20 protein-coding genes are annotated in these 19,473 nt (G+C 43.5%); 7 read left to right on the forward strand and 13 right to left on the reverse strand.

The genetic code is table 11. The features are described from left to right. Position 1: 1 nt before the first annotated feature. The 7 genes from EO131_RS08440 to EO131_RS08470 all read left to right on the forward strand — a co-directional run bounded on the left by EO131_RS08440 (position 2) and on the right by EO131_RS08470 (position 6,933). Complete coding sequence (locus tag EO131_RS08440) at positions 2-1,237, forward strand: DUF1015 domain-containing protein (RefSeq protein ID WP_127020796.1); 1,236 nt, start codon at positions 2-4, stop codon at positions 1,235-1,237. Positions 1,238-1,323: 86 nt separating this feature from the next. Continuing rightward, the gene (locus EO131_RS08445) at positions 1,324-1,983 is read left to right on the forward strand and encodes a YggS family pyridoxal phosphate-dependent enzyme (RefSeq protein WP_127020798.1); all 660 of its coding nucleotides are present in this window, start codon (positions 1,324-1,326) and stop codon (positions 1,981-1,983) included. A gap of 17 nt (positions 1,984-2,000) precedes the next feature. Continuing rightward, on the forward strand, positions 2,001-3,344 hold the full coding sequence (locus EO131_RS08450) for an exonuclease domain-containing protein (protein WP_127020800.1): 1,344 nt from the start codon (positions 2,001-2,003) through the stop codon (positions 3,342-3,344). After that, positions 3,341-4,192 (forward strand): ion transporter, encoded by an 852-nt coding sequence (locus EO131_RS08455; protein WP_127020802.1) that lies wholly within the window; start codon positions 3,341-3,343, stop codon positions 4,190-4,192. The genes EO131_RS08450 and EO131_RS08455 overlap by 4 nt, the downstream gene beginning before the upstream one ends. Then, complete coding sequence (miaA, locus tag EO131_RS08460; protein ID WP_127020804.1) at positions 4,189-5,115, forward strand: tRNA (adenosine(37)-N6)-dimethylallyltransferase MiaA; 927 nt, start codon at positions 4,189-4,191, stop codon at positions 5,113-5,115. Before EO131_RS08455 ends, miaA begins: the two co-directional genes overlap by 4 nt. Continuing rightward, positions 5,105-5,599 carry a gluconokinase gene (locus EO131_RS08465; protein ID WP_127020806.1) on the forward strand — a complete coding sequence of 165 codons (495 nt, stop codon included), beginning with the start codon at positions 5,105-5,107 and terminating at the stop codon, positions 5,597-5,599. Before miaA ends, EO131_RS08465 begins: the two co-directional genes overlap by 11 nt. Further along, the gene (locus EO131_RS08470; protein ID WP_127020808.1) at positions 5,599-6,933 is read left to right on the forward strand and encodes a GntP family permease; all 1,335 of its coding nucleotides are present in this window, start codon (positions 5,599-5,601) and stop codon (positions 6,931-6,933) included. Before EO131_RS08465 ends, EO131_RS08470 begins: the two co-directional genes overlap by 1 nt. 51 nt (positions 6,934-6,984) lie before the next feature. Here EO131_RS08470 and EO131_RS08475 read toward each other — a convergent pair whose 3' ends face one another. The 13 genes from EO131_RS08475 to EO131_RS08535 form a co-directional block, all read right to left on the reverse strand. Beyond that, positions 6,985-7,701: a response regulator transcription factor gene (locus EO131_RS08475; protein ID WP_127020810.1), complete on the reverse strand. Its 717-nt coding sequence runs from the start codon at positions 7,699-7,701 to the stop codon at positions 6,985-6,987. A 9-nt stretch (positions 7,702-7,710) separates the two neighbouring features. Then, on the reverse strand, positions 7,711-9,291 hold the full coding sequence (locus EO131_RS08480; protein ID WP_127020812.1) for a sensor histidine kinase: 1,581 nt from the start codon (positions 9,289-9,291) through the stop codon (positions 7,711-7,713). Between the two features lie 64 nt (positions 9,292-9,355). Continuing rightward, positions 9,356-9,949 (reverse strand): dephospho-CoA kinase, encoded by a 594-nt coding sequence (coaE, locus tag EO131_RS08485; protein WP_127020814.1) that lies wholly within the window; start codon positions 9,947-9,949, stop codon positions 9,356-9,358. Further along, entirely contained in the window at positions 9,946-10,902 is a 957-nt protein-coding gene (locus EO131_RS08490) for a CdaR family protein (RefSeq protein ID WP_127020816.1), read from the reverse strand. The genes coaE and EO131_RS08490 overlap by 4 nt, the downstream gene beginning before the upstream one ends. 6 nt (positions 10,903-10,908) lie before the next feature. After that, positions 10,909-11,913: a glycosyltransferase family 2 protein gene (locus EO131_RS08495; protein WP_127020818.1), complete on the reverse strand. Its 1,005-nt coding sequence runs from the start codon at positions 11,911-11,913 to the stop codon at positions 10,909-10,911. 55 nt (positions 11,914-11,968) lie between these two features. Continuing rightward, a complete protein-coding gene (locus EO131_RS08500) occupies positions 11,969-12,781 on the reverse strand; it encodes an enoyl-ACP reductase FabI (RefSeq protein WP_127020820.1) in 813 nt (270 codons plus the stop codon). A gap of 83 nt (positions 12,782-12,864) precedes the next feature. After that, positions 12,865-14,517: a DNA repair protein RecN gene (gene recN, locus EO131_RS08505; protein ID WP_127020822.1), complete on the reverse strand. Its 1,653-nt coding sequence runs from the start codon at positions 14,515-14,517 to the stop codon at positions 12,865-12,867. 46 nt (positions 14,518-14,563) lie between these two features. Continuing rightward, a complete protein-coding gene (gene porD / locus EO131_RS08510) occupies positions 14,564-15,451 on the reverse strand; it encodes a type IX secretion system protein PorD (protein ID WP_127020824.1) in 888 nt (295 codons plus the stop codon). After that, positions 15,444-16,649 carry a bifunctional phosphopantothenoylcysteine decarboxylase/phosphopantothenate--cysteine ligase CoaBC gene (gene coaBC, locus EO131_RS08515; protein WP_127020826.1) on the reverse strand — a complete coding sequence of 402 codons (1,206 nt, stop codon included), beginning with the start codon at positions 16,647-16,649 and terminating at the stop codon, positions 15,444-15,446. The genes porD and coaBC overlap by 8 nt, the downstream gene beginning before the upstream one ends. Before the next feature lie 3 nt (positions 16,650-16,652). Further along, complete coding sequence (locus EO131_RS08520; protein ID WP_127020828.1) at positions 16,653-16,979, reverse strand: DNA-directed RNA polymerase subunit omega; 327 nt, start codon at positions 16,977-16,979, stop codon at positions 16,653-16,655. Positions 16,980-16,999: 20 nt separating this feature from the next. Continuing rightward, positions 17,000-17,830 carry an outer membrane protein assembly factor BamD gene (locus EO131_RS08525; RefSeq protein ID WP_127020830.1) on the reverse strand — a complete coding sequence of 277 codons (831 nt, stop codon included), beginning with the start codon at positions 17,828-17,830 and terminating at the stop codon, positions 17,000-17,002. Positions 17,831-17,939: 109 nt separating this feature from the next. Further along, positions 17,940-18,830, reverse strand: coding sequence for a 4-hydroxy-tetrahydrodipicolinate synthase (gene dapA / locus EO131_RS08530; RefSeq protein WP_127020832.1), 891 nt, complete (start codon positions 18,828-18,830; stop codon positions 17,940-17,942). Beyond that, positions 18,831-19,376, reverse strand: coding sequence for a DUF6913 domain-containing protein (locus tag EO131_RS08535; protein ID WP_417935630.1), 546 nt, complete (start codon positions 19,374-19,376; stop codon positions 18,831-18,833). It abuts the gene before it with no gap. Positions 19,377-19,473: the final 97 nt, after the last annotated feature.

The following is a 19,473-nucleotide window of genomic DNA, read 5'->3' on the forward strand; positions in this document are numbered from 1 at the left end:
CATGGCGGTAATCAAACCTTTTAAGGCGATACGCCCGACAAAGGACAAGGCTTTTTTCGTAGCCTCTCGCTCCTATGAGGAATATTCGCCCGAAGAGTTACAAGCGATATTACGGTACAATCCATTTTCGTTTTTGCACATCATCAACCCGGGCTATAAGTTTGAAAAGCATATCACGGGAAAAGAGCGTTTTCATTTGGTCCGCAACCGTTACCTGGAATTTTTGGAAGAAAACGTCTTTTTAAAAGACAAAGAACCCAGCTTCTACCTCTATCAAATTCAAAAAGGCGATTTTAAAAGTCTGGGGTTTTTCTGCGCCTGTAGTGTGGAGGATTATCGGAACGATATCATTAAAAAACACGAGGATACCATCCATCATCGGGAAGAATTGTTCGCGGATTATCTCCATACAGTAGGATTTAACGCCGAACCCGTTTTAATGACCTATCCCGATAATCCGACTGTGGACGAAATCTTTCAGAAAAAAATCCAACGGGAACCCGAATACGATTTTACCACCACCGACAAGGTAAACCATAAACTCTGGAAAATCTCATATCCCGAAGGGATCGAAAAACTCCAAAAAGCTTTTGAAGGGTTGGATGCGCTTTACATTGCAGATGGCCATCACCGAAGTGCCTCGAGCCACTTGTTGGCCCAACAACTTCAAAATGAAAACCCCGCACATAGCGGTACGGAGCCCTACAATTTTTTCATGGCCTATTTGATTCCGGAATCACAGATCAATATTTTTGAGTTCAATCGCATGGTGAAGGACCTCAATGGACTTTCCAAGGAAGAGTTCCTCATTCGCTTGGATGAACATTTCCGAATAGAGAAACGAAGCGATGGGTTGTGCAAACCTTCTAAAAAGCACGAGTTCAGCATGTATTTGGGCCATGAATTCTATACTCTCCATTTACGACGCACCAATTACCTGTTTTCGGATGCATTGAGCCAATTGGACACCCAAATTCTTTATAAAACCATATTGGAGCCTATTTTGGGCATTTCGGATCTGAGAAACGACAAACGGATTACTTACGGATATGGAAAAAATAACCTCATCAGAATGAAGGAAAGTGTAGACCGGGGTGAATATGCGGTAGGTTTCAGTTTGGTCCCCACCACAGTGGACGAAATCAAGGCTATTGCCGATGCGGGCTTGGTAATGCCCCCAAAGAGCACCTACATTGAGCCCAAGTTGCGTAGCGGTCTTGCTATTTATGAATTGTAATACCTTTATGGTATGGTTTGGAGCCCAGTTGGTTTGCCAATCGTGGCAATGCATACCATCAAATGAATAGGAATAACAGAAATACAATGTCCATAAAAGAAAATCTTGCCGAAATAAAAGCAGATCTCCCTGAAGGGGTAACCCTGGTGGCCGTATCCAAAACCAAGCCCAACGAGGCCATTTTGGAAGCCTATGAGGCTGGTCAACGTGTGTTTGGGGAAAACAAAGTCCAAGACATGGTCCAAAAATGGGAGGCTTTGCCCAAGGACATCGAATGGCATATGATCGGACACCTGCAGCGTAACAAGGTGAAGTATATGGCCGAGTTTGTCTCCTTGATCCATGGGGTGGACAGTTTAAAATTGCTGAAAGAAATCGATAAACAGGCCCAAAAGCACAATCGAGTCATCCCCTGTTTGTTGCAAATGCATATCGCGGAAGAAGATACCAAGTTTGGTTTGGATGAAGACGATTTGAACGCGCTGCTGGCTTCTTCAGAATTCAAGCAGATGAAACATGTGAAAATTATGGGATTAATGGGGATGGCCACCTTCACCGACAATGAAAACCAGGTTCGAAAAGAATTCGCCCGTTTGAAATCCCTTTTTGAAAACCTAAAGCTTCAGTTGCCCGAAATTAGCATCCTATCCATGGGAATGAGTGGGGATTATGGTATTGCCATTACGGAAGGCAGCACCATGGTACGCATTGGAAGTAGTATATTTGGGGCAAGAAATTTTTCATAAACGATCAACGGTATTCCATGTACGCCATATTGGACATTGAAAGCACTGGGGGAAAATACAATGAAGAGGGCATTATGGAAATTGCCATCCACCGGTTTGATGGCCATCAAGTTGTGGACCAATTTATCTGTTTGATCAATCCCGAACGGAAAATCCAGCCCTTCGTTTCCAAGTTAACGGGCATCAACAACAAGATGCTGCGATCGGCGCCCAAATTTCATGAGGTGGCCAAACGTATTGTGGAAATAACAGAAGGAACCGTGATTGTGGCCCACAATGCGCAGTTCGACTACAGAATCCTACGCACTGAGTTCAGGCGGTTGGGATACGATTTTCAACGCAAGACCTTGTGCACCGTGGACCTATCCAAGCAACTGATCCCCGATGCCGAGTCGCACAGTTTGGGCAAGTTGGCACGCTCTCTGGGCATTCCAATGAGCGATCGTCATAGAGCCAACGGTGATGCTTTGGCAACCCTGAAGCTTTTTAAATTGTTGCTGAACAAGGATTCGGACAAAAAAATTATCACCGAGGTAATTCGGGAAGAATCGCACGGCGAACTCTCCCCCACCCAATTGGATATGGTGTTCGAGCTGCCGTCGGACACCGGAGTGTATTACATGCACGATAAAGAGGGAGAGATCATATTTCTGGGGAAATCGTCCAACATTAAAAAGCGGGTGAACCAACACTTTACCAATGTGGGCAAAGTGGCCCGAAAGCTGCAAAAGGAGACTAAAAAGGTTACCTATCAAAAAACAGGCAGTGAACTCATAGGTATCCTAAAATCGTATTGGGAACAAAAAAAGAAACGACCCAAATACAACCATACCTCCAAAAAAAAGTTGTTTACCCACGCAGTGGATTTCAATCTCAATGGTTCCGAACATATTGTTTTGAATATTGAGAAAAGTAGTCGTCTTGAAACGATGCAAATTGCGTTCAATGGGATGGATTCGGCCCGTAACTTCCTAGAACGTGTTCAAAGTGAATTCGAGTTGTGCCCTGGTTCCATAACCACCGAAGCCGAATGCATTCGAACCTTCCATGACGAATGTGAAGGCCCCCATTGCAATGAAAAGGTGACCGCCGCCTTTGAGAAGTATAGTATTGCCGGTAAAAGCATGGCCCTACTTGATCGAGGCAGGGAAACCGGGGAGCATAGTTTTGTATTGATCAAAAATGGTAGGCTTCAAGGGTTTGGGTTTGTGGAACTCAACCATCAGATCAATAATATTCATATCTTGGAGTCGGTAATGACCCCCATGCCAGGTGATGAAAACACCACGTTCATTATCGAATCCTATTTGCGGAAAAACAATAGGCTCAGAACCATCGACCTAACCCCATCATCAGCTTGAAAGCAGAAGAAAAGACATATTCCGGATGGCGAAACAAACTTCATGAAATAATTTATGAAGCGGATACACCCGCCGGAAAGCTTTTCGATATTCTTCTGTTTATCCTGATCATTTTCAGCGTGATACTGGTTATGCTGGAAAGTATAAAGGATGTGGACAAAGACTATCACGGTACGCTTTTGACCTTGGAATGGATCGTGACCATCTTTTTTACCTTGGAGTACATTGCCCGTTTGATCAGCATAAAAAAGCCCTTGAAGTACGTTTTTAGCTTCTACGGCATTATCGATTTTTTGTCCACAATACCTCTGTATCTCTCCTATATTTTAGCGGGTTCCCAAGTGTTGTTGGCTGTAAGGGCATTTCGATTGCTACGAATTTTCAGAATCTTGAAATTGGTCAAATTTATCGGGGAGGCTTCACAATTACAGGCAGCCTTAAAGGCCAGCCGGACTAAAATCGCCGTTTTCATTTATGTGGTTTTGATACTATCCGTGATATTTGGCACACTCATGTACATTGTGGAAGGCGATGAATCGGGCTTCACCAGTATTCCCCGTAGCATTTATTGGACCATTGTAACCCTGACAACCGTAGGGTATGGCGACATCGCTCCACAAAGCAACTTGGGTCAGTTTTTGGCTACCTTGATCATGATTTTGGGTTATGGCATTATAGCTGTTCCTACGGGGATTGTAACGGCAGAGTTTGCAAAAGGGAAGAAAAATGGAGAAGAAGGTGATCAGGTGCACATGGTACATGTAAATACGCAAGCATGTCCCAATTGCTCGGCAGAAGGACACCGGGACGATGCCACCCATTGTTATAATTGCGGCCACGAACTATGAAGCATAAAGTATTGTTGGCCGTTGTGGGACCCACGGCTATCGGAAAGACTGCATTGGGCATTCTATTGGCCAAACATTTCAAGACCGAAATCGTTTCTGCAGACTCCCGACAATTTTTCAAGGAAATGAGCATTGGGACTGCAGTACCTTCGTCTCAGGAACTATCCGAAGTACCCCATCATTTCATTCAGCACAAAAGCATTTTCGAACCGTATTCCGTTGGCGATTTTGAAAGAGAGGCATTGCACCTACTCGATACCTTGTTTCAAAAACACGATGTGGTGATCATGGTTGGCGGCAGTGGTCTTTATGTGGATGCCGTGGTGAAGGGATTGGATGATTTTCCTGAGGTAGACCCAAAAATTCGGGAAGCTTTGAACGAACAATTGAAAAGAGATGGCTTGGAATCGCTCCAACAGGAATTGAAGGAACGAGATCCCAATTATTTCGAGGTTGTCGACCGAGACAACCCGCACCGCTTGATCAGGGCCTTGGAAGTATGCATCGCATCCGAACAACCCTACTCCTCTTTTTTGAACCAAAACAAATCCAATAGGTCCTTTACTACCATCTACATTGGGTTGGATGCGCCTCGAGAGGTTGTTTACGAGAGAATCAATCTGCGCGTGGACGTTATGATGCAGGAAGGATTATTGGACGAAGCCAAACAACTTTTTCCCCATAAAAATTTGAATGCCCTGCAAACAGTTGGCTACAAAGAACTTTTTGAATATCTTGAAGACCGTTGTACCTTAGAGACCGCTGTGGAGGAAATCAAAAAAAACACCCGGCGGTTTGCCAAGAGACAACTGACCTGGTTACGAAAGAATAAAAATATCCTTTGGATAGGACATCGTACAGAACCAAACAAAACCATCGAACTAGTGACCGACCAAATCAAAAACCTCGACCATGCCCCATAAAAAAACGGTACTCGTTCTTATGGGTGTAAGTGGATGTGGAAAGACCGAAGTAGGCCAATTGCTTGCCAAAAAATTGGAGTATCCCTTTTTTGACGGGGATGATTTTCATCCGCCCGCAAATATTGAGAAAATGAGTTCGGGAACCCCCCTGAACGATGATGACCGAAAGGAATGGCTCATCCAATTGAACCAACTCTCCAGAAAACATAGGGAAAATGGCGCTGTCATCGCATGTTCCGCATTAAAAAACAACTATAGGGGACTGTTACGGGCCGGTATGGGCAATTGTATGGCCTTCGTTTACCTTGAAGGGTCTTTTGAGTTGATAAAATCCCGATTGGAACAACGAAAAGGTCATTTTATGCCCATAAAACTCTTGCAATCGCAGTTTGATACACTGGAACCGCCCACCAAGGAAATAACGGTTTCCATTGACCAAACACCCTCAAAAATTGTCGCTGAAATCCTAAAACACATCAATTAATGGAGAACCAATTGCTCCTTTCGGTGCTTTTGGGCATCGCCGTATTGTTGGTGCTTATCCTCAAATTTCGGATACATGCCTTTATTGCGCTGCTCATCGGTAGTATTGTGGTCGGGCTGGTTGCCGGTTTGGACGCCCAGCAAATTATTGGAACTGTACAAAATGGAATGGGTGGTACGTTAGGGTTTGTGGCCACAGTTGTCGGTTTGGGTGCCATTTTTGGAGGTATCCTCGAAGCTTCTGGTGGCGCCAAGACCATCGCGGATTTTATGATTTCCAAATTTGGCCTCAACAGAGCCCCTTTGGCCATGGTGATATCGGGCTTTTTAATAGCCATTCCCGTATTTTTTGATGTGGCCTTCATCATTTTGGTGCCGATGATCTATGCGCTTCAGCGCAAAACGGGTAAGTCTCTCTTGCTCTATGCGATTCCCCTATTAGCCGGACTGGCCATTACCCATGCCTTTATCCCCCCTACTCCAGGACCCATTGCTGTGGCGGACATCATCGGGGTCGATTTGGGTTGGGTCATCTTGATGGGGTTTTTAGCGGGCATTCCCACTGCATTGATTGCAGGACTGGTATTTGGTAAATACATTTCCAAAAAAATATTTGTGGCTGCCCCCGATGAAATTAAGGACGATAGCGAACACCTACTTCCGCATATTACAGAAACCCTTGCCATCATTGGTTTACCCATTGTGCTGATATTGACCAATACCATTTTTTCGGCAAGTTCCCTGGGCAAAGCCAATCCCCAAATCCAGAATTTTATCGCATTGATCGGGCACCCCTTCTCTGCTTTGATCATCGCTAATATGCTAGCTTGGTATTTCTTCGGGATCAGAAAAGGATTTTCGAAGGCGCAACTAATGAAAATATCGACAAAATCCCTTACACCTGCGGGCACCATCATCTTGTTGACCGGGGCTGGAGGCGTTTTCAAGCAAGTGCTTACGGATACCGGGGCCGGGGAGCTCTTGGCTACTTCCTTAAGCAATGCGGGCATTCCCATTTTGGGATTTGCTTTTATCAGTGCGGCTATTGTGCGCATTGTACAAGGATCTTCCACTGTTGCCATGATTACGGCGGCAGGGCTGGTGGCTCCGCTACTATCTGGATCTGAATTCAATTCCATTGAACTGGCCTGCATCGTAATTGCCATAGCATCGGGGGCCAGTATATTTTCACAAGTGAACGATAGTGGATTTTGGCTGGTCGGCCAATATTTGGGTATTTCCGAAAAGCAAACCTTTAGATCCTGGACCGTTATGACCACGATTTTGGCCTTTGTGGGTCTCATTACCGTTTCTGTGGTATATTGGATCGTATAAAAAATAAAAAGCCACCTAATGGCGGCTTTTTTATTCTCTTCATAGCAACTTTTATTGCTCGTTTTCTGCTTTTACCACAAGCCTAAATCCTTCTCCGTGTATATTCAGGATTTCCACCATATCATCACGTTTCAGGTATTTTCTCAATTTGGCAATGTACACATCCATGCTTCGTGAGGTGAAATAATTGTCGTCCCTCCAGATTTTGGTCAAGGCCAATTCCCTTGGCATCAAATCGTTCTCATGCAAAGCCAATAGGCGCAACAATTCATTTTCTTTGGGCGACAATTTCACAGGCTCCTCATCCTTGTATTTTAGGAAGCGGAGTTTGGAGTTCAAATGGAAGTTGCCGATTTGGAACTCAAACTGTTTACTGTCGGCCAACGAACTGGAGGCCTTTCTTTGAATGATGGCCCTCAATTTCATCAACAGCACTTCAGAATCGAACGGTTTGTTCAAATAATCATCGGCACCTGCCTTGTAGCCCTTCAATACGTCTTCCTTCATGGTCTTGGCAGTAAGGAAAATAATAGGAACGTTCTCGTTCTTTTCGCGGATTTCCTTGGCCAAGGTAAACCCGTCCTTGTAAGGCATCATCACATCCAAAATACAGACATCAAAATTGTCCTTTTTGAATTTCTCAAAGCCCTCCATCCCATTTTTGGCCAGCACAACGTCAAAGTCGTTCATGGACAAATAATCCTTCAATACGATGCCAAAATTTGGATCATCCTCTACAAGTAGTATCTTCTTTTTTTCTGTTTCCATAGTTTGTTTTTAAATCAAGGGCAGTTTTATGAAAAATGTGCTTCCTTTTCCTTTTTCACTTTCTGCATAAACCTCACCTTGATGGTCATCAATAATTCGTTTTACATAGGCCAATCCTAATCCGTGGCCTTTCACATTATGTACGTCACCGGTATGTTCCCGGTAAAACTTTTCAAATACTTTTTTAAGTACAGCCTTGCTCATTCCAGCTCCTTGGTCCTGTACTTTTATGATGATGTTGTTCTTCACAACCTCTGTGAACACATCGATCTTTGGGGATTCCGGTGAATATTTTATCGCATTGTCCAATATGTTCACGATCACATTGGTCATGTGCATATCGTTGGCCAAAATATCCGACCGTTCTGCATCCAGATGGGTGTTCACATACCCGCCCCGATCCTGAACGATCAATTCCACATGGGCTACCGCATCGCTTATGATCTCATGGACATCCACACGATCTTTGGTGATGTCCAATTGGTTCTTTTCCAGTTTTGAAATCCGCAACACATTCTCCACTTGGGCGTGCATGCGTTTGTTCTCGTCCCTGATCATGCCCAAATAACGCAGTACTTTCTCTTTGTCTTCGATGGCCTTCGGGTTTCGTATGGCCTCTACTGCCAAATTAATTGTTGCAATCGGTGTTTTGAACTCGTGGGTCATGTTGTTGATGAAATCCGACTTTATCTCGGAAATCTGTTTTTGTCTGATCAACTGATAGATGGCACTGGTATAAGCCAAAACTATTACCAACGTAAATATCAACGATAAAAGCGCCATGCCCATAACCGATTGAAAAATGTACTTTTTCATGGCCGGAAAGGTCAGCAGTAACGAAAAATTGGTTTCACCCTCACTATCCTTAAAAATAGGAGCCTTGTACATTTTATCTCCAGAAAACCGAAACTTATTGGAACGAACCTTTGTTGGATAGCCTTGGCTATAGACCCCATATTCGTAATCGATATTGATATTACGGTTTTGGAGTTCCTGGCTCAACAGCAATTCCAACTCCTGCTTGGACACCCGTTTGTGTATTGGTGTGGCTTTGGCGTATTCCCTTAAGGCATCTTCCATCAACACCTTGTCCACATTGTTCAAGCTGTTGATTTTTTCCCAGCGCTCTATTGGCGTCAGACTATAGCTTTTGCCGTCAAGGCCATATTCTTCACGAAAAATGGCTTTTGTTCGTTTGCTGGTAAAATTTTTCAGGGTTGTGGAATCTTCCCCATTGTTGTTATCAAAGAACGTCGATGTAATATTATAATCCTCTTCAAGGATCCCGTGTGAATAAAACAGGAGTTCATCCGAGTTCACATCCTGATCTACAAAAAATATTTTCCTGAACTGAACACTATTGGGTTCTCCAAGACTATCTGCTTGGGCGGCAATACGATCGGACAACCCTTTCATCTCCTCCAACTCCACTCTGTTCGCCACTTTGTCCAAAACATCGGTGACGGTCCTCGAAAATTGTTCTTCCTTATCGTTTATGGATGTCCGAATCCAATATACCTGAACGAAAATTATCCCTATAAGGGATAAGCTCATAAGAATGACCAGAAGAACGAATAGCTTCTTGTTCATTGGGTTAAAATTAAAAATTTAACATTTAGGCCTTTCTGCGTTTAACCTAACCTTAACAAAAATGTTAAAATTTCGCAGCCATGGACCGTAATTTGGCATGAAGTCCCCTTACTTTTTCCTTAGTTGCCTCCAAATCAATATTCTCGATACAAAATTGGGCCAGATCAATTTTTTGGTTGTCGTCCATTTGGTTTTTCATACGTTCGAGCACCACTTGTTTGCCTACTCCATCCCGCTCCATGACTCGTTTGAGACGCATTTCCAATGGTGCGGTGACCAAAATGGTGGCAGAGTAATTATCCTGAACACCGTTTTCAAAAATCAAGGCAGTTTCTTGGATTACATAGGGGGCCGATTGTTCATTTGCCCATTTCAAAAAATGTTGCCGGACCGCAGGGTGGACAATTTTGTTTAACTTTTGCAACAAACGAACATCTTTGAATACCAGTTCGGCTATATAGCTTCGGTTGAGGGTTTTTCCGGTATATGCATTATCGCCCAACAAGTCAATAATGGCACTTTTGAGTTCTGGGGAGTTAACCATCAAGCTCTTAGCTTCCTTATCTGAATCGTAAACAGGCACACCCAAATCTCTGAAAATTTGGGCCACGGTACTTTTGCCGCTACCAATTCCACCAGTAAGTCCGACCAACATCATAACTGTTCCATTACAAAATTAACGGTGGTTTCCTGAAGCTTGACATCGTAGACCCGTTCCGGGCTATTGATGATTTTCAAAAAAAGGGTATTGTTGCCGGTTCCTTGCAACTGGGCATAATCTGCGACCACTTCAAAATCGGCAGCGGTAATCTCCTTTAAACGATTTACCCCTGCCTTACAGAGCACGGTAACCGTACTTGGAAAGGTTTTAACTTGAAAGCCCTCGGGGAAATTGATCATCCGCACCGGAACATCAAAAACCTTCTCTGAAAATTTGGCCACTTTACCGTTAACGGTCACCCTGCTTTCTGAAAATACACTGTTTTCCAGTCCTTTGGGGAAATTAAGCAATGCCTCGGTTGTAAAATCCGTGGAAACGTTGTTCAATTGAATGGGAGCCGTCCATAGTTCCTTAATCGTATCGATTTCGGCACTTGGTCCCTTGATCATTACGGAATCGGGTTCAATTTGTAGGTTCCCTTCCAAAATATGGTTCTGTTCCAATTGCAAACTAAGATTGGCCCTGATCGGCACTTTTCGGGCTTCCACTTGATAGAGATCTACGGTGAGCAGCCTTCGATCTAAATCCAAAAGGGAAATGTTCTGGGACAATTGTTGATCGATCTGTTTTTTCAGTTCATCTTCATCCAAAACATAGTTTCCATTCTGGTATTTTACATCCGACACATCGATATTGATGCGTTTCTTGAAAAAATTGTAATATAAAAATTGAAACCCGCTCGTCCGCATTTTCACCTCTATTTGCTCTTCCGAGTGCTTTCCCAACAGCAAAGTGTCTGGCAGGTTCCTAAAATTCAATATGAAATTTGATCTTGATTCATAAGTATCGGAGAGATTACTGATGAACCAGGCCAAAAATGAGCATAACAAGAACAGTGAAAATACCTTCACTTTTCTTCTATTCAGGCCGCTCAAAATTTTCTTGACCACGTTGTTCTATTTCTTGAAAAATAATTTGGGGAACAGTTCCTCAGGTTTCTTCCTACTAAAATTAAGCAACATTGTGGACTTGAAGAAACCTATTCCATAACCAATGAACTGGGTCAATGCAGCATAAATGGCCAAACAGGCAATTACCACACTCCTTTCTTTGAAAAGTGCATCCAAAAACAGGACTATAAAATACAGGACATACAGCAAAAATGGTAAAAACATACCAAAGGCAGCTAAAATCAGTGCACCAACTAGTCCAAGTATAAACAGAGTTGGAAACCAATAGGTGGGACGTGCCGTACCTGGGTGCCACTGGTTCAAAATGGGACGGACCATTCCGAACTTGTTTACTTGAATGTAGAACTTGTTCCAATCGATGCGTCGCTTATGGTACACAAATGCTTTCGGGAACAAACGGGTCTCAAAACCCGATTTCCAAATCCGAAAGGTAAGATCGGGGTCTTCCCCGGGATGAATTTGTCCAAAACCTCCTGCCTTTTCAAATGCTTCCTTGGAAATCCCCATATTGAAACTTCGAGGCTGAAATTTTCCAACAGACTTTTTACCCCCACGAATACCTCCGGTGGTCAAAAAAGAGGTCATCACATAATTGATGGCCTTTTGCACAGTGGTAAATGAGGCATCCGCAGCGTCCGGCCCTCCAAAGCAGTGTACAAACTTTGTTTGGAGTTCCTTCTGTACCTCACTCAAATATTGTTTGGGCAGAATACAATCAGAATCCAAAATAACAAAGTAGTTGCCCTTGGCCTTTTGCATGCCAAAGTTTCGGGAATCCCCTGGGCCCGAATTTGCTTTATAGTAATAGGAAATGTGCAAGTTTTGCTGAAACCCCTGTACAATGGCTTCCGAACTTTCGGTTGAACCGTCTTCCACAATAACCACTTCAAAATCTTCGGAGAAATCCTGTTTTTGAAGACTCTCCAACAGTTCCCTGATTTCTTCAGGTCTGTTGTACACCGGTACCACTATGGAAAAAAACGTGTTCATATCAAATAGAAAAGCCATCCCGAAAAAGGATGGCTCTCACAGTTATATATCTTGATTACTTGGTAAATTCATCAATAACTTCTTGGCTTACGCCGGTGTTGGAGAACCCTCCGTCATGAAATAGGTTCTGCATGGTCACCTTTTTGGTCAAGTCAGAGAACAGACTCACAGTATAGTTGGCACAATCATCAGCAGTGGCATTGCCCAAAGGCGACATTTTCTCTGCATAGTTGATGAAACCATCAAAACCCTTCACGCCTTGTCCGGCAGTGGTAGGTGTAGGTGACTGGGAAATGGTATTTACACGAACCTTTTTCTCCTTTCCAAAGAAGTAGCCAAAACTACGGGCCACAGATTCCAAGTAGGCTTTGTTATCGGCCATATCGTTATAATCCGGGAATGTTCGTTGGGCTGCCATATAGGTTAAGGCCACAATACTGCCCCATTCACTCATAGCATCGGCCTTATATAGGGTTTGCATTACTTTATGAAAGGAAAGTGCGGAAACATCCCAACCTTTTGCTGTAAAGTCATAGTTCTCATCGGTGTAGGCCCTGCCCTTTCTTACGTTGACGGACATTCCGATGGAATGCAGCACAAAGTCCAGTTTTCCACCCAAAATATCCATGGATTTTTCAACCAGATTTTTCAGGTCTTCCTCGTTGGTGGCATCAGCAGGAATAATTTCTGAATTGGTCTTGGCGGCCAGCTCGTTAATTTGTCCCATACGCATGGCGATGGGCGCATTGGTCAGTACAAAAGTACCGCCTTCTTCATGAACACGTTCCGCAGTTTTCCAAGCAATTGAATTTGCATCCAACGCGCCAAAAATGATTCCTTTCTTACCTTTTAAAAGATTATATGCCATAAGTTTTGCAATTGTTGATTGTTCGACAAAGATATTTATTCTATTTGAAGTTTTGGGCTTTTAGGGCAATCGCTTTGTACGGTTTACTGCAAAAGTTCCCTGGCATGGGCCAAAGCGGATTCCGAAAGATTTTTACCGCCCAACATTTCGGCCAGTTCCCGCACCCGCTCTTCGTTGCCCAATTGCCGGATGTGGGTGCTTGTACCCTGCTCTCCTTCCTCTTTGTAGACCTTGTACTGATACTTGCCTTTTGAAGCCACCTGCGGTAGATGCGTAATGGAAAATACCTGCATGGTTTTACTCATCTGTTGCATGATGTCGCCCATTTTGGTAGAGATTTCACCAGAAACCCCGGTATCAATCTCGTCGAACATCATGGTGGGCAAATGTTCGTACTGCGCCAAAATGGATTTGATGGTCAACATGATCCGTGACAATTCACCGCCGGAAGCCACCTTTTTCAATTCGCCATAACTGGAACCTTTGTTTGCGGAAAACAGGAAAATTAAATCATCTTTTCCGCTGGTTTTGAATGTATTGGAAGGCGTTACTTCGATTTTGAAAGTAGCTGAAGGCATGCCCAGTTCCGAAAGGTTCTGTTGGAGCATTTCCTTTAACTGGGGAATAACCGACTTTCTGGCTTGGTGTATGGTGTTGGCCCATTGGTCCACTGTTTTGGTGATTTCAGCAACCTCGGCTTTTTTGGCGGCGATTTTGGCTTCAATATTGGCCACTGCATCCACCTTTTGCGCCAAATCTTCACGAATAGCGATGAGTTCGGTCACGGAATCCGTGTGATGTTTTTTCTGCAGGTCGTACAATTGTTGCAAACGCCCATTTACCACCTCCAAACGTTCCGGATTGGCCTCCACCGTGTCCTTCATTTGTTCAATTTCAGAAGCTATATCGTCGGTTTCGATCAATACCGATTGGATGCGCTCGTTCAGGCTCTTGAAGCCATCCCCGAATTCAGCGAGTTGTTGTATGGCCCGCTTCAAGTCGGCCAGTCTGCCCGTAATCCCCATTTGTTCGTCATTCAACAACTGGTAACCGGCAGCCAATTGTTCCATAATCTGTTCCACATTGCTCAACTGCTCGTATTCGGACTCCAGTTCCTCCTGCATCCCTTCCTTCAACTTGGCCTCTTCCAGTTCCTTCAACAAAAAGCTGTTGTATTCGTGTTCCTTATCCGCATTGGATTGAAAATCTTCCAGTTCCCTTAGTTCCTTCGATGCGCGTTTCAATTTGGACAACTCTTCACTGTAATGGGAAATGTTTTGGGCATTATTGGCCAATGCATCCACCACCTTCATTTGAAAGTCATTTTCTGTCAACCTCATGGTCTGATGCTGGGAGTGGACATCGATGAGTTGGTCGCCCAAGGATTTCAATATGTCCAAGGTAACCGGCGAATCGTTTACAAAGGCCCTTGATTTTCCGCTGGGCAATATTTCACGTCGTAGAATGGTCACCTTCTCGTAATCGAGATCGTTTTCTTCAAAAAAAGATTGTAAATCGTAATTGGAAATATCAAATTCGGCCTCGATCACGCATTTCTGCTCCTCATTCTTCAGGGATGAAAGATCGGCCCGCTTCCCCAAAACCAATGACAAGCCACCCAATAAAATGGATTTACCCGCTCCGGTCTCTCCTGTAATGGTCGTAAAACCATTGGCAAACGAAACGTTTACATCGTCAATTAGGGCGTAGTTTTGAATGGAAAGATTTGCCAGCAATTTTGAAGAATTTATCCGTAAAGATAAATCTCTTTGGAAAACTGCACTAGTAATTTATCTCATTCCATGTACTGGAATAAAAAGGGGCCACTTTATTGAGGGTTTCCTTCAATTTTACAATATCCACTTTGGGGCCATCGGAGAAGATATTTTGGATTTCCTCGCTCTTGGCATCAAAAAAGGTCTGAATTAAAAAGGCATTGGGTCTGCGCTTGATCAAGGTTTCGAATAACCTTAAACTTCCGGCAACAATCTGTTTTCCCGTGCTGTTGTTGTCCGCCAATATATCCAATCCCTTTCTGTGGTAGTTGTACATGGCAATACGATATTCCCTGAAGGAGTTGCTCAACAGGTTGTCCACCAATTCAAAACGGCTGCGCGTTCCTGTTTCTTGGCTCCAGCCACTGTAATTGGAACTTTGGGCCTGCGTTACGATATTCTGGGCCTGTCGGTAAAAATCATTGCCGCCTTCCAAGGAAAAGGTATCGGCATCCAATCCCAAAATAATGTAGACATAATAGGAAATAACCGCGACCAAATTGGAATCAAAGTTATTCGGATTGTACACCAAAGGTTGAAATTCCTGATATAAAAAATTGAAAGAATCGTCCTTATAATTAAAAACTGGGCTTTCGTAGGTGGTATTAAACACCGGACGGGTAGATTGAATCTGGATATTCGCCTCAAAACGATCCGACTCGTATTGGGTAACGGTGATGAACATGCGCGCATTTACACGTTCATTTTCACGGTATACACGGTTGGTCCATTTGTTTTTATTGACAAAATCGTTGAGGGAACGCTCCAACGTGCGGAAAATCTGTTGGTTGGTCTGCCCTACTTGGTCGGAATTCACTGTAACGACACAATTAAGTTCCTGGGCCGGAAGGGCTGTAAATACCAATAAAAATAAAACAAACAGTACGTTACGCATGGATCCTGGAGATGATTTCGTCCCAAATATCCGAGGCCACTTCGGGCTTCGTCTTCAATGCAAACGTTTTTACGTCCAAATTCTTATCAATAAAGGTGATTTTATTTGTACCGCCCCCAAATCCTGCGCCTTCATCTTTTAAGGAGTTCAATACAATGCCATCCAAGTGCTTTCGCTCCAGTTTGCCCTTGGCATTTTCCATTTCATTTTCTGTTTCCAATGCAAAACCCACCAAAAATTGCTGTTTTTTGGCCTCACCAAGCGATAACAGGATATCGGGATTGCGTACCAATTCGATGTGCATATCCCCTTCCTTCTTTTTGATTTTTTCGGTTGCCACGGTCTTGGGCCTGTAATCGGCCACTGCTGCGGCACATATGGCCACATCCACATCGGTATAAACGGCATGGCAGGCTCCATACATTTCTTGGGCCGAAGTGACCCGGATCAGTTCAATGTTTGGGTTTTCTACACTAAGATGCGTAGGTCCGGATATCAAAAATACCTTTGCTCCCAAGTCTGCCGCCCTTTTCGCCAACTCAAATCCCATGGCTCCTGTGGAACGGTTACCCAAAAAGCGTACTGGATCAATGGCCTCATGGGTCGGCCCTGCCGTGATCAATACTTTTTTGCCCCGCAATGGTAATCCTTTGGCCAAATGAGCCTCAATAAACCCAATAATAGTTTCCGGTTCCGCCATTCTTCCCTCTCCGTGCAATCCACTGGCCAATTCGCCCGATTCGGCGGGAATCATAACATTGCCGAAAGATTCCAATTTTTCGATGGAGGCTTTTGTTGATGGGTGCTTGTACATGTCGAGGTCCATGGCCGGAGCAAAATAAACTGGGCATTTGGCAGACAAATAGGTTGCCAACAATAAATTATCGCAGGTACCATGGGCCATTTTGGATAGTGTATTGGCCGTAGCCGGGGCAATGAGCATAATATCGGCCCATAAACCCAATTCCACATGGTTGTTCCATGAAATACTGCCATCTTCCTCGTTCACAAAATCCAACATCACGGGATTTTTGGACAGGGTGGCCAATGTAAGGGGGGAAACAAAAGAGCTGGCACTCTGGGTCATCACTATTTTGACCTGGGCACCAGCTTTAATCAGTAACCTAACCAGAAATGTGGTCTTGTACGCGGCAATTCCCCCGGAAATACCCAAAAGGATGTGTTTACCGCCAATCATTTCTTAGGCGTCTTTCTCTGTGTTCCTGTAGTAGATTTTGTCTTCCAACCACTCTTGGACCGCCAAGGCATGTGGTTTGGGCAACTTTTCGTAGAATTTGGAAACCTCGATCTGTTCCTTGTTTTCAAAAACTTCTTCCAAGCTGTCGCTATAGGTGGCAAACTCTTCCAATTTCTCCAACAATTCCTTTTTAATCTCGGAATTGATTTGGATCGCACGTTTGGAGACTATGGAAATGGCCTCATAAATATTACCGGTTTTTTCATCGAACACGTTTCTGTTCAATGTTTTGGTAGAAACCGGAGCTTTGGTGTTTTTCAAATCTTGCATAGACTGCTAATTAAAAACTTTTATTTGGAAATACTGTCGTCAACGTTCATTTCTTCCCGAATCTTTTCGGAAAGCTTATCGGCATCTTTCTTGAACTTTGATTCTGGAAAGTACCGCATTAAATTGTTATAGGAACTCAGGGCATCCTGCAATCGTTCCTGTTTTTTGTCCTCTGTACTGTTCATGGCCAAATGGGTAGCCGCTTCAATACGATAGTACAGCGCATCTTCCCTGTAAATGGATCCTGGATTATCGGTGATGAAATTATCCAACGCGGTTATGGCCGAGACCAATATGGGAAGGTTAAATTCTCCCAGCTTATTTAACTGTTTGGCAATTTCAAGTTCTTTCTTTTCTTTTTTTGCGGTCAGCTCTGCAGCCATGGCATTCGCCTCTTCAAAATATTCAGATTCGGGGTACGTATTGATAAAAACCTGAAGTTTGGATAAGGCTTTGTCAGTATCGCTTTGATCCAATGAATATCTTGGGGAAAGCATGTAATAACTTTTGGCTCCCAAAAATCCTGCTTCCTGAATCTTATCGCTTCTGGGGTAGGATTTCATGAATCGCTCGAACTGGTATCCGGCCAAATAATAATCCTTGGTTTTAAAATAGGAATCGGCAAAGAAGAACATTACCCTTTCCCCTTGTGGCCTTCCAACATATTTTGGGGCTATCTGTTCAAACAATCGAACCGCTCTTTTGTAATCCCCTTCGTTGTAGAGTTTTTCGGCCATGTCATACTTGGGCTTCAAATCGGTTTCCTTGAGCACCTTTTGATACTCACTACAAGACACAAGAGCGACTGCCGCCAAACATAAAAGTAGAATTGACCTCATTCTTAAAAACATTTTGCAAAATTAGTGATTATGAACGGATTTAGAAAAAAAAGAATTTACCGCTCAAATGTAACAGGCAAAAGGGCCAATCCCCAATGTTTTGGGCAATTTTTAACGAAATTTAAACCGAAGCCTTCTCCAATGATTTTAAGAATGTGCCAATTTTATTCCGCAACGGGGTGCTCGCTTCCACCAAAGGCAGCCGAACTGTACGGTTAGCCAAACCTAGATTTTCAAAAACGCTTTTAATCCCGGCTGGATTTCCCTCTTCGAAAATCAGCCCCATCAACGGCAACAGGGTATGATGGATTTGATAAGCGGCTTCGGATTCGCCCTGTAATCCGAGATTCATCATTTTGGAAAATTGCCTGGGAAGCCCTTGTCCCAATACGGAAATTACTCCTGCCCCACCTGCCAAAACGGTTGGGAGTGCTGTAAAGTCATCACCGGAAATCACCAAAAATCCTTCTGGCTTTTCTTTGATGATCTTATCGATTTGCACCATATCGCCCGAAGCTTCCTTGATAGCGATTATGTTATCGACTTCATGAGCCAACCGCAATGTGGTCTCCGGCAACATGTTGCTACCCGTTCTTCCAGGCACATTGTATAGTATGATCGGTTTGGGTGAAGCTTCTGCCAAGGCTTTAAAATGTCTAAAAATGCCTTCCTGGGTCGGTTTGTTGTAATATGGGGAAACAGAAAGTACCGCTTCAAACTCGGAAAGGTCTGTGTTTCTCAATTCTTCCACCAAAGCCATGGTATTGTTGCCTCCAATTCCCAAAACCAATGGCAACCTTCCGGCATTTGTTCGCACCACCACGTCGATAACCAACTGCTTTTCGGATTTGGAAAGTGTGGCAGTTTCAGCCGTGGTGCCCAAAACCACCAAATAATCAACCCCTCCCTGCAGATTGAATTCCACAATACGTTCCAAAGCTGCTACATCCACAGTGAGGTCTTCCTTAAAAGGTGTGACCAAAGCAACTCCTGTACCAACCAATGTTTCCATTTAAATCTCGTTTAAAACCTTTAAATATTTTTTCAATTCACTCTTGAACAACTTGAAATCCTTCAAGGGAGTATTTAAAATCAAATCGTTCACTTTGGCATCCTGGGTGCCCAAACCCACTTTTAAACGGGCCTGGGTTTTTACGGAAAGGAGCTTCATCATCAAATTGTCCTCCTCGTAATAATTGATCAACATGTCGTATTCCCGTCCCAAAAACTCCAGTACATAGCCGTTTTCAATTTGTCCTTTCCATCCCAAATCCTTGTCAGAAAAAATTTGGATGGCATAGGGCGAATTTTTATCGTATTCCCTTTTGTAGCCAATGATCTTTATGGCGTTTGGCCTAAGGGCGTACTCATCTATGAGTTCATAAAAGGATTCTGCCTTTTCAAAGTTGTCCACATCCACAATGCAACCTACGCTGGTAATGCCTTTTTCCCTGGCTATGGACTTTGGAGGCTTTTCCATTTCCTCCTTTAAAAATTTGAGTCCCGATTTAACCTTAAATTTGTCTTGGAGTCCCCTTATAAACATATTTTTGTGCATTTTTACAAAGGTAAATAATCTACCAAGACGACTTAACAAAGATACACACGTGATTGATTTAAAAATTAAACAAATTGTTGTATTTGCAACTTTTTGT

It is taken from the genome of Flagellimonas beolgyonensis (assembly GCF_003992615.1).
In the GTDB taxonomy this organism is placed as follows: domain Bacteria; phylum Bacteroidota; class Bacteroidia; order Flavobacteriales; family Flavobacteriaceae; genus Flagellimonas; species Flagellimonas beolgyonensis.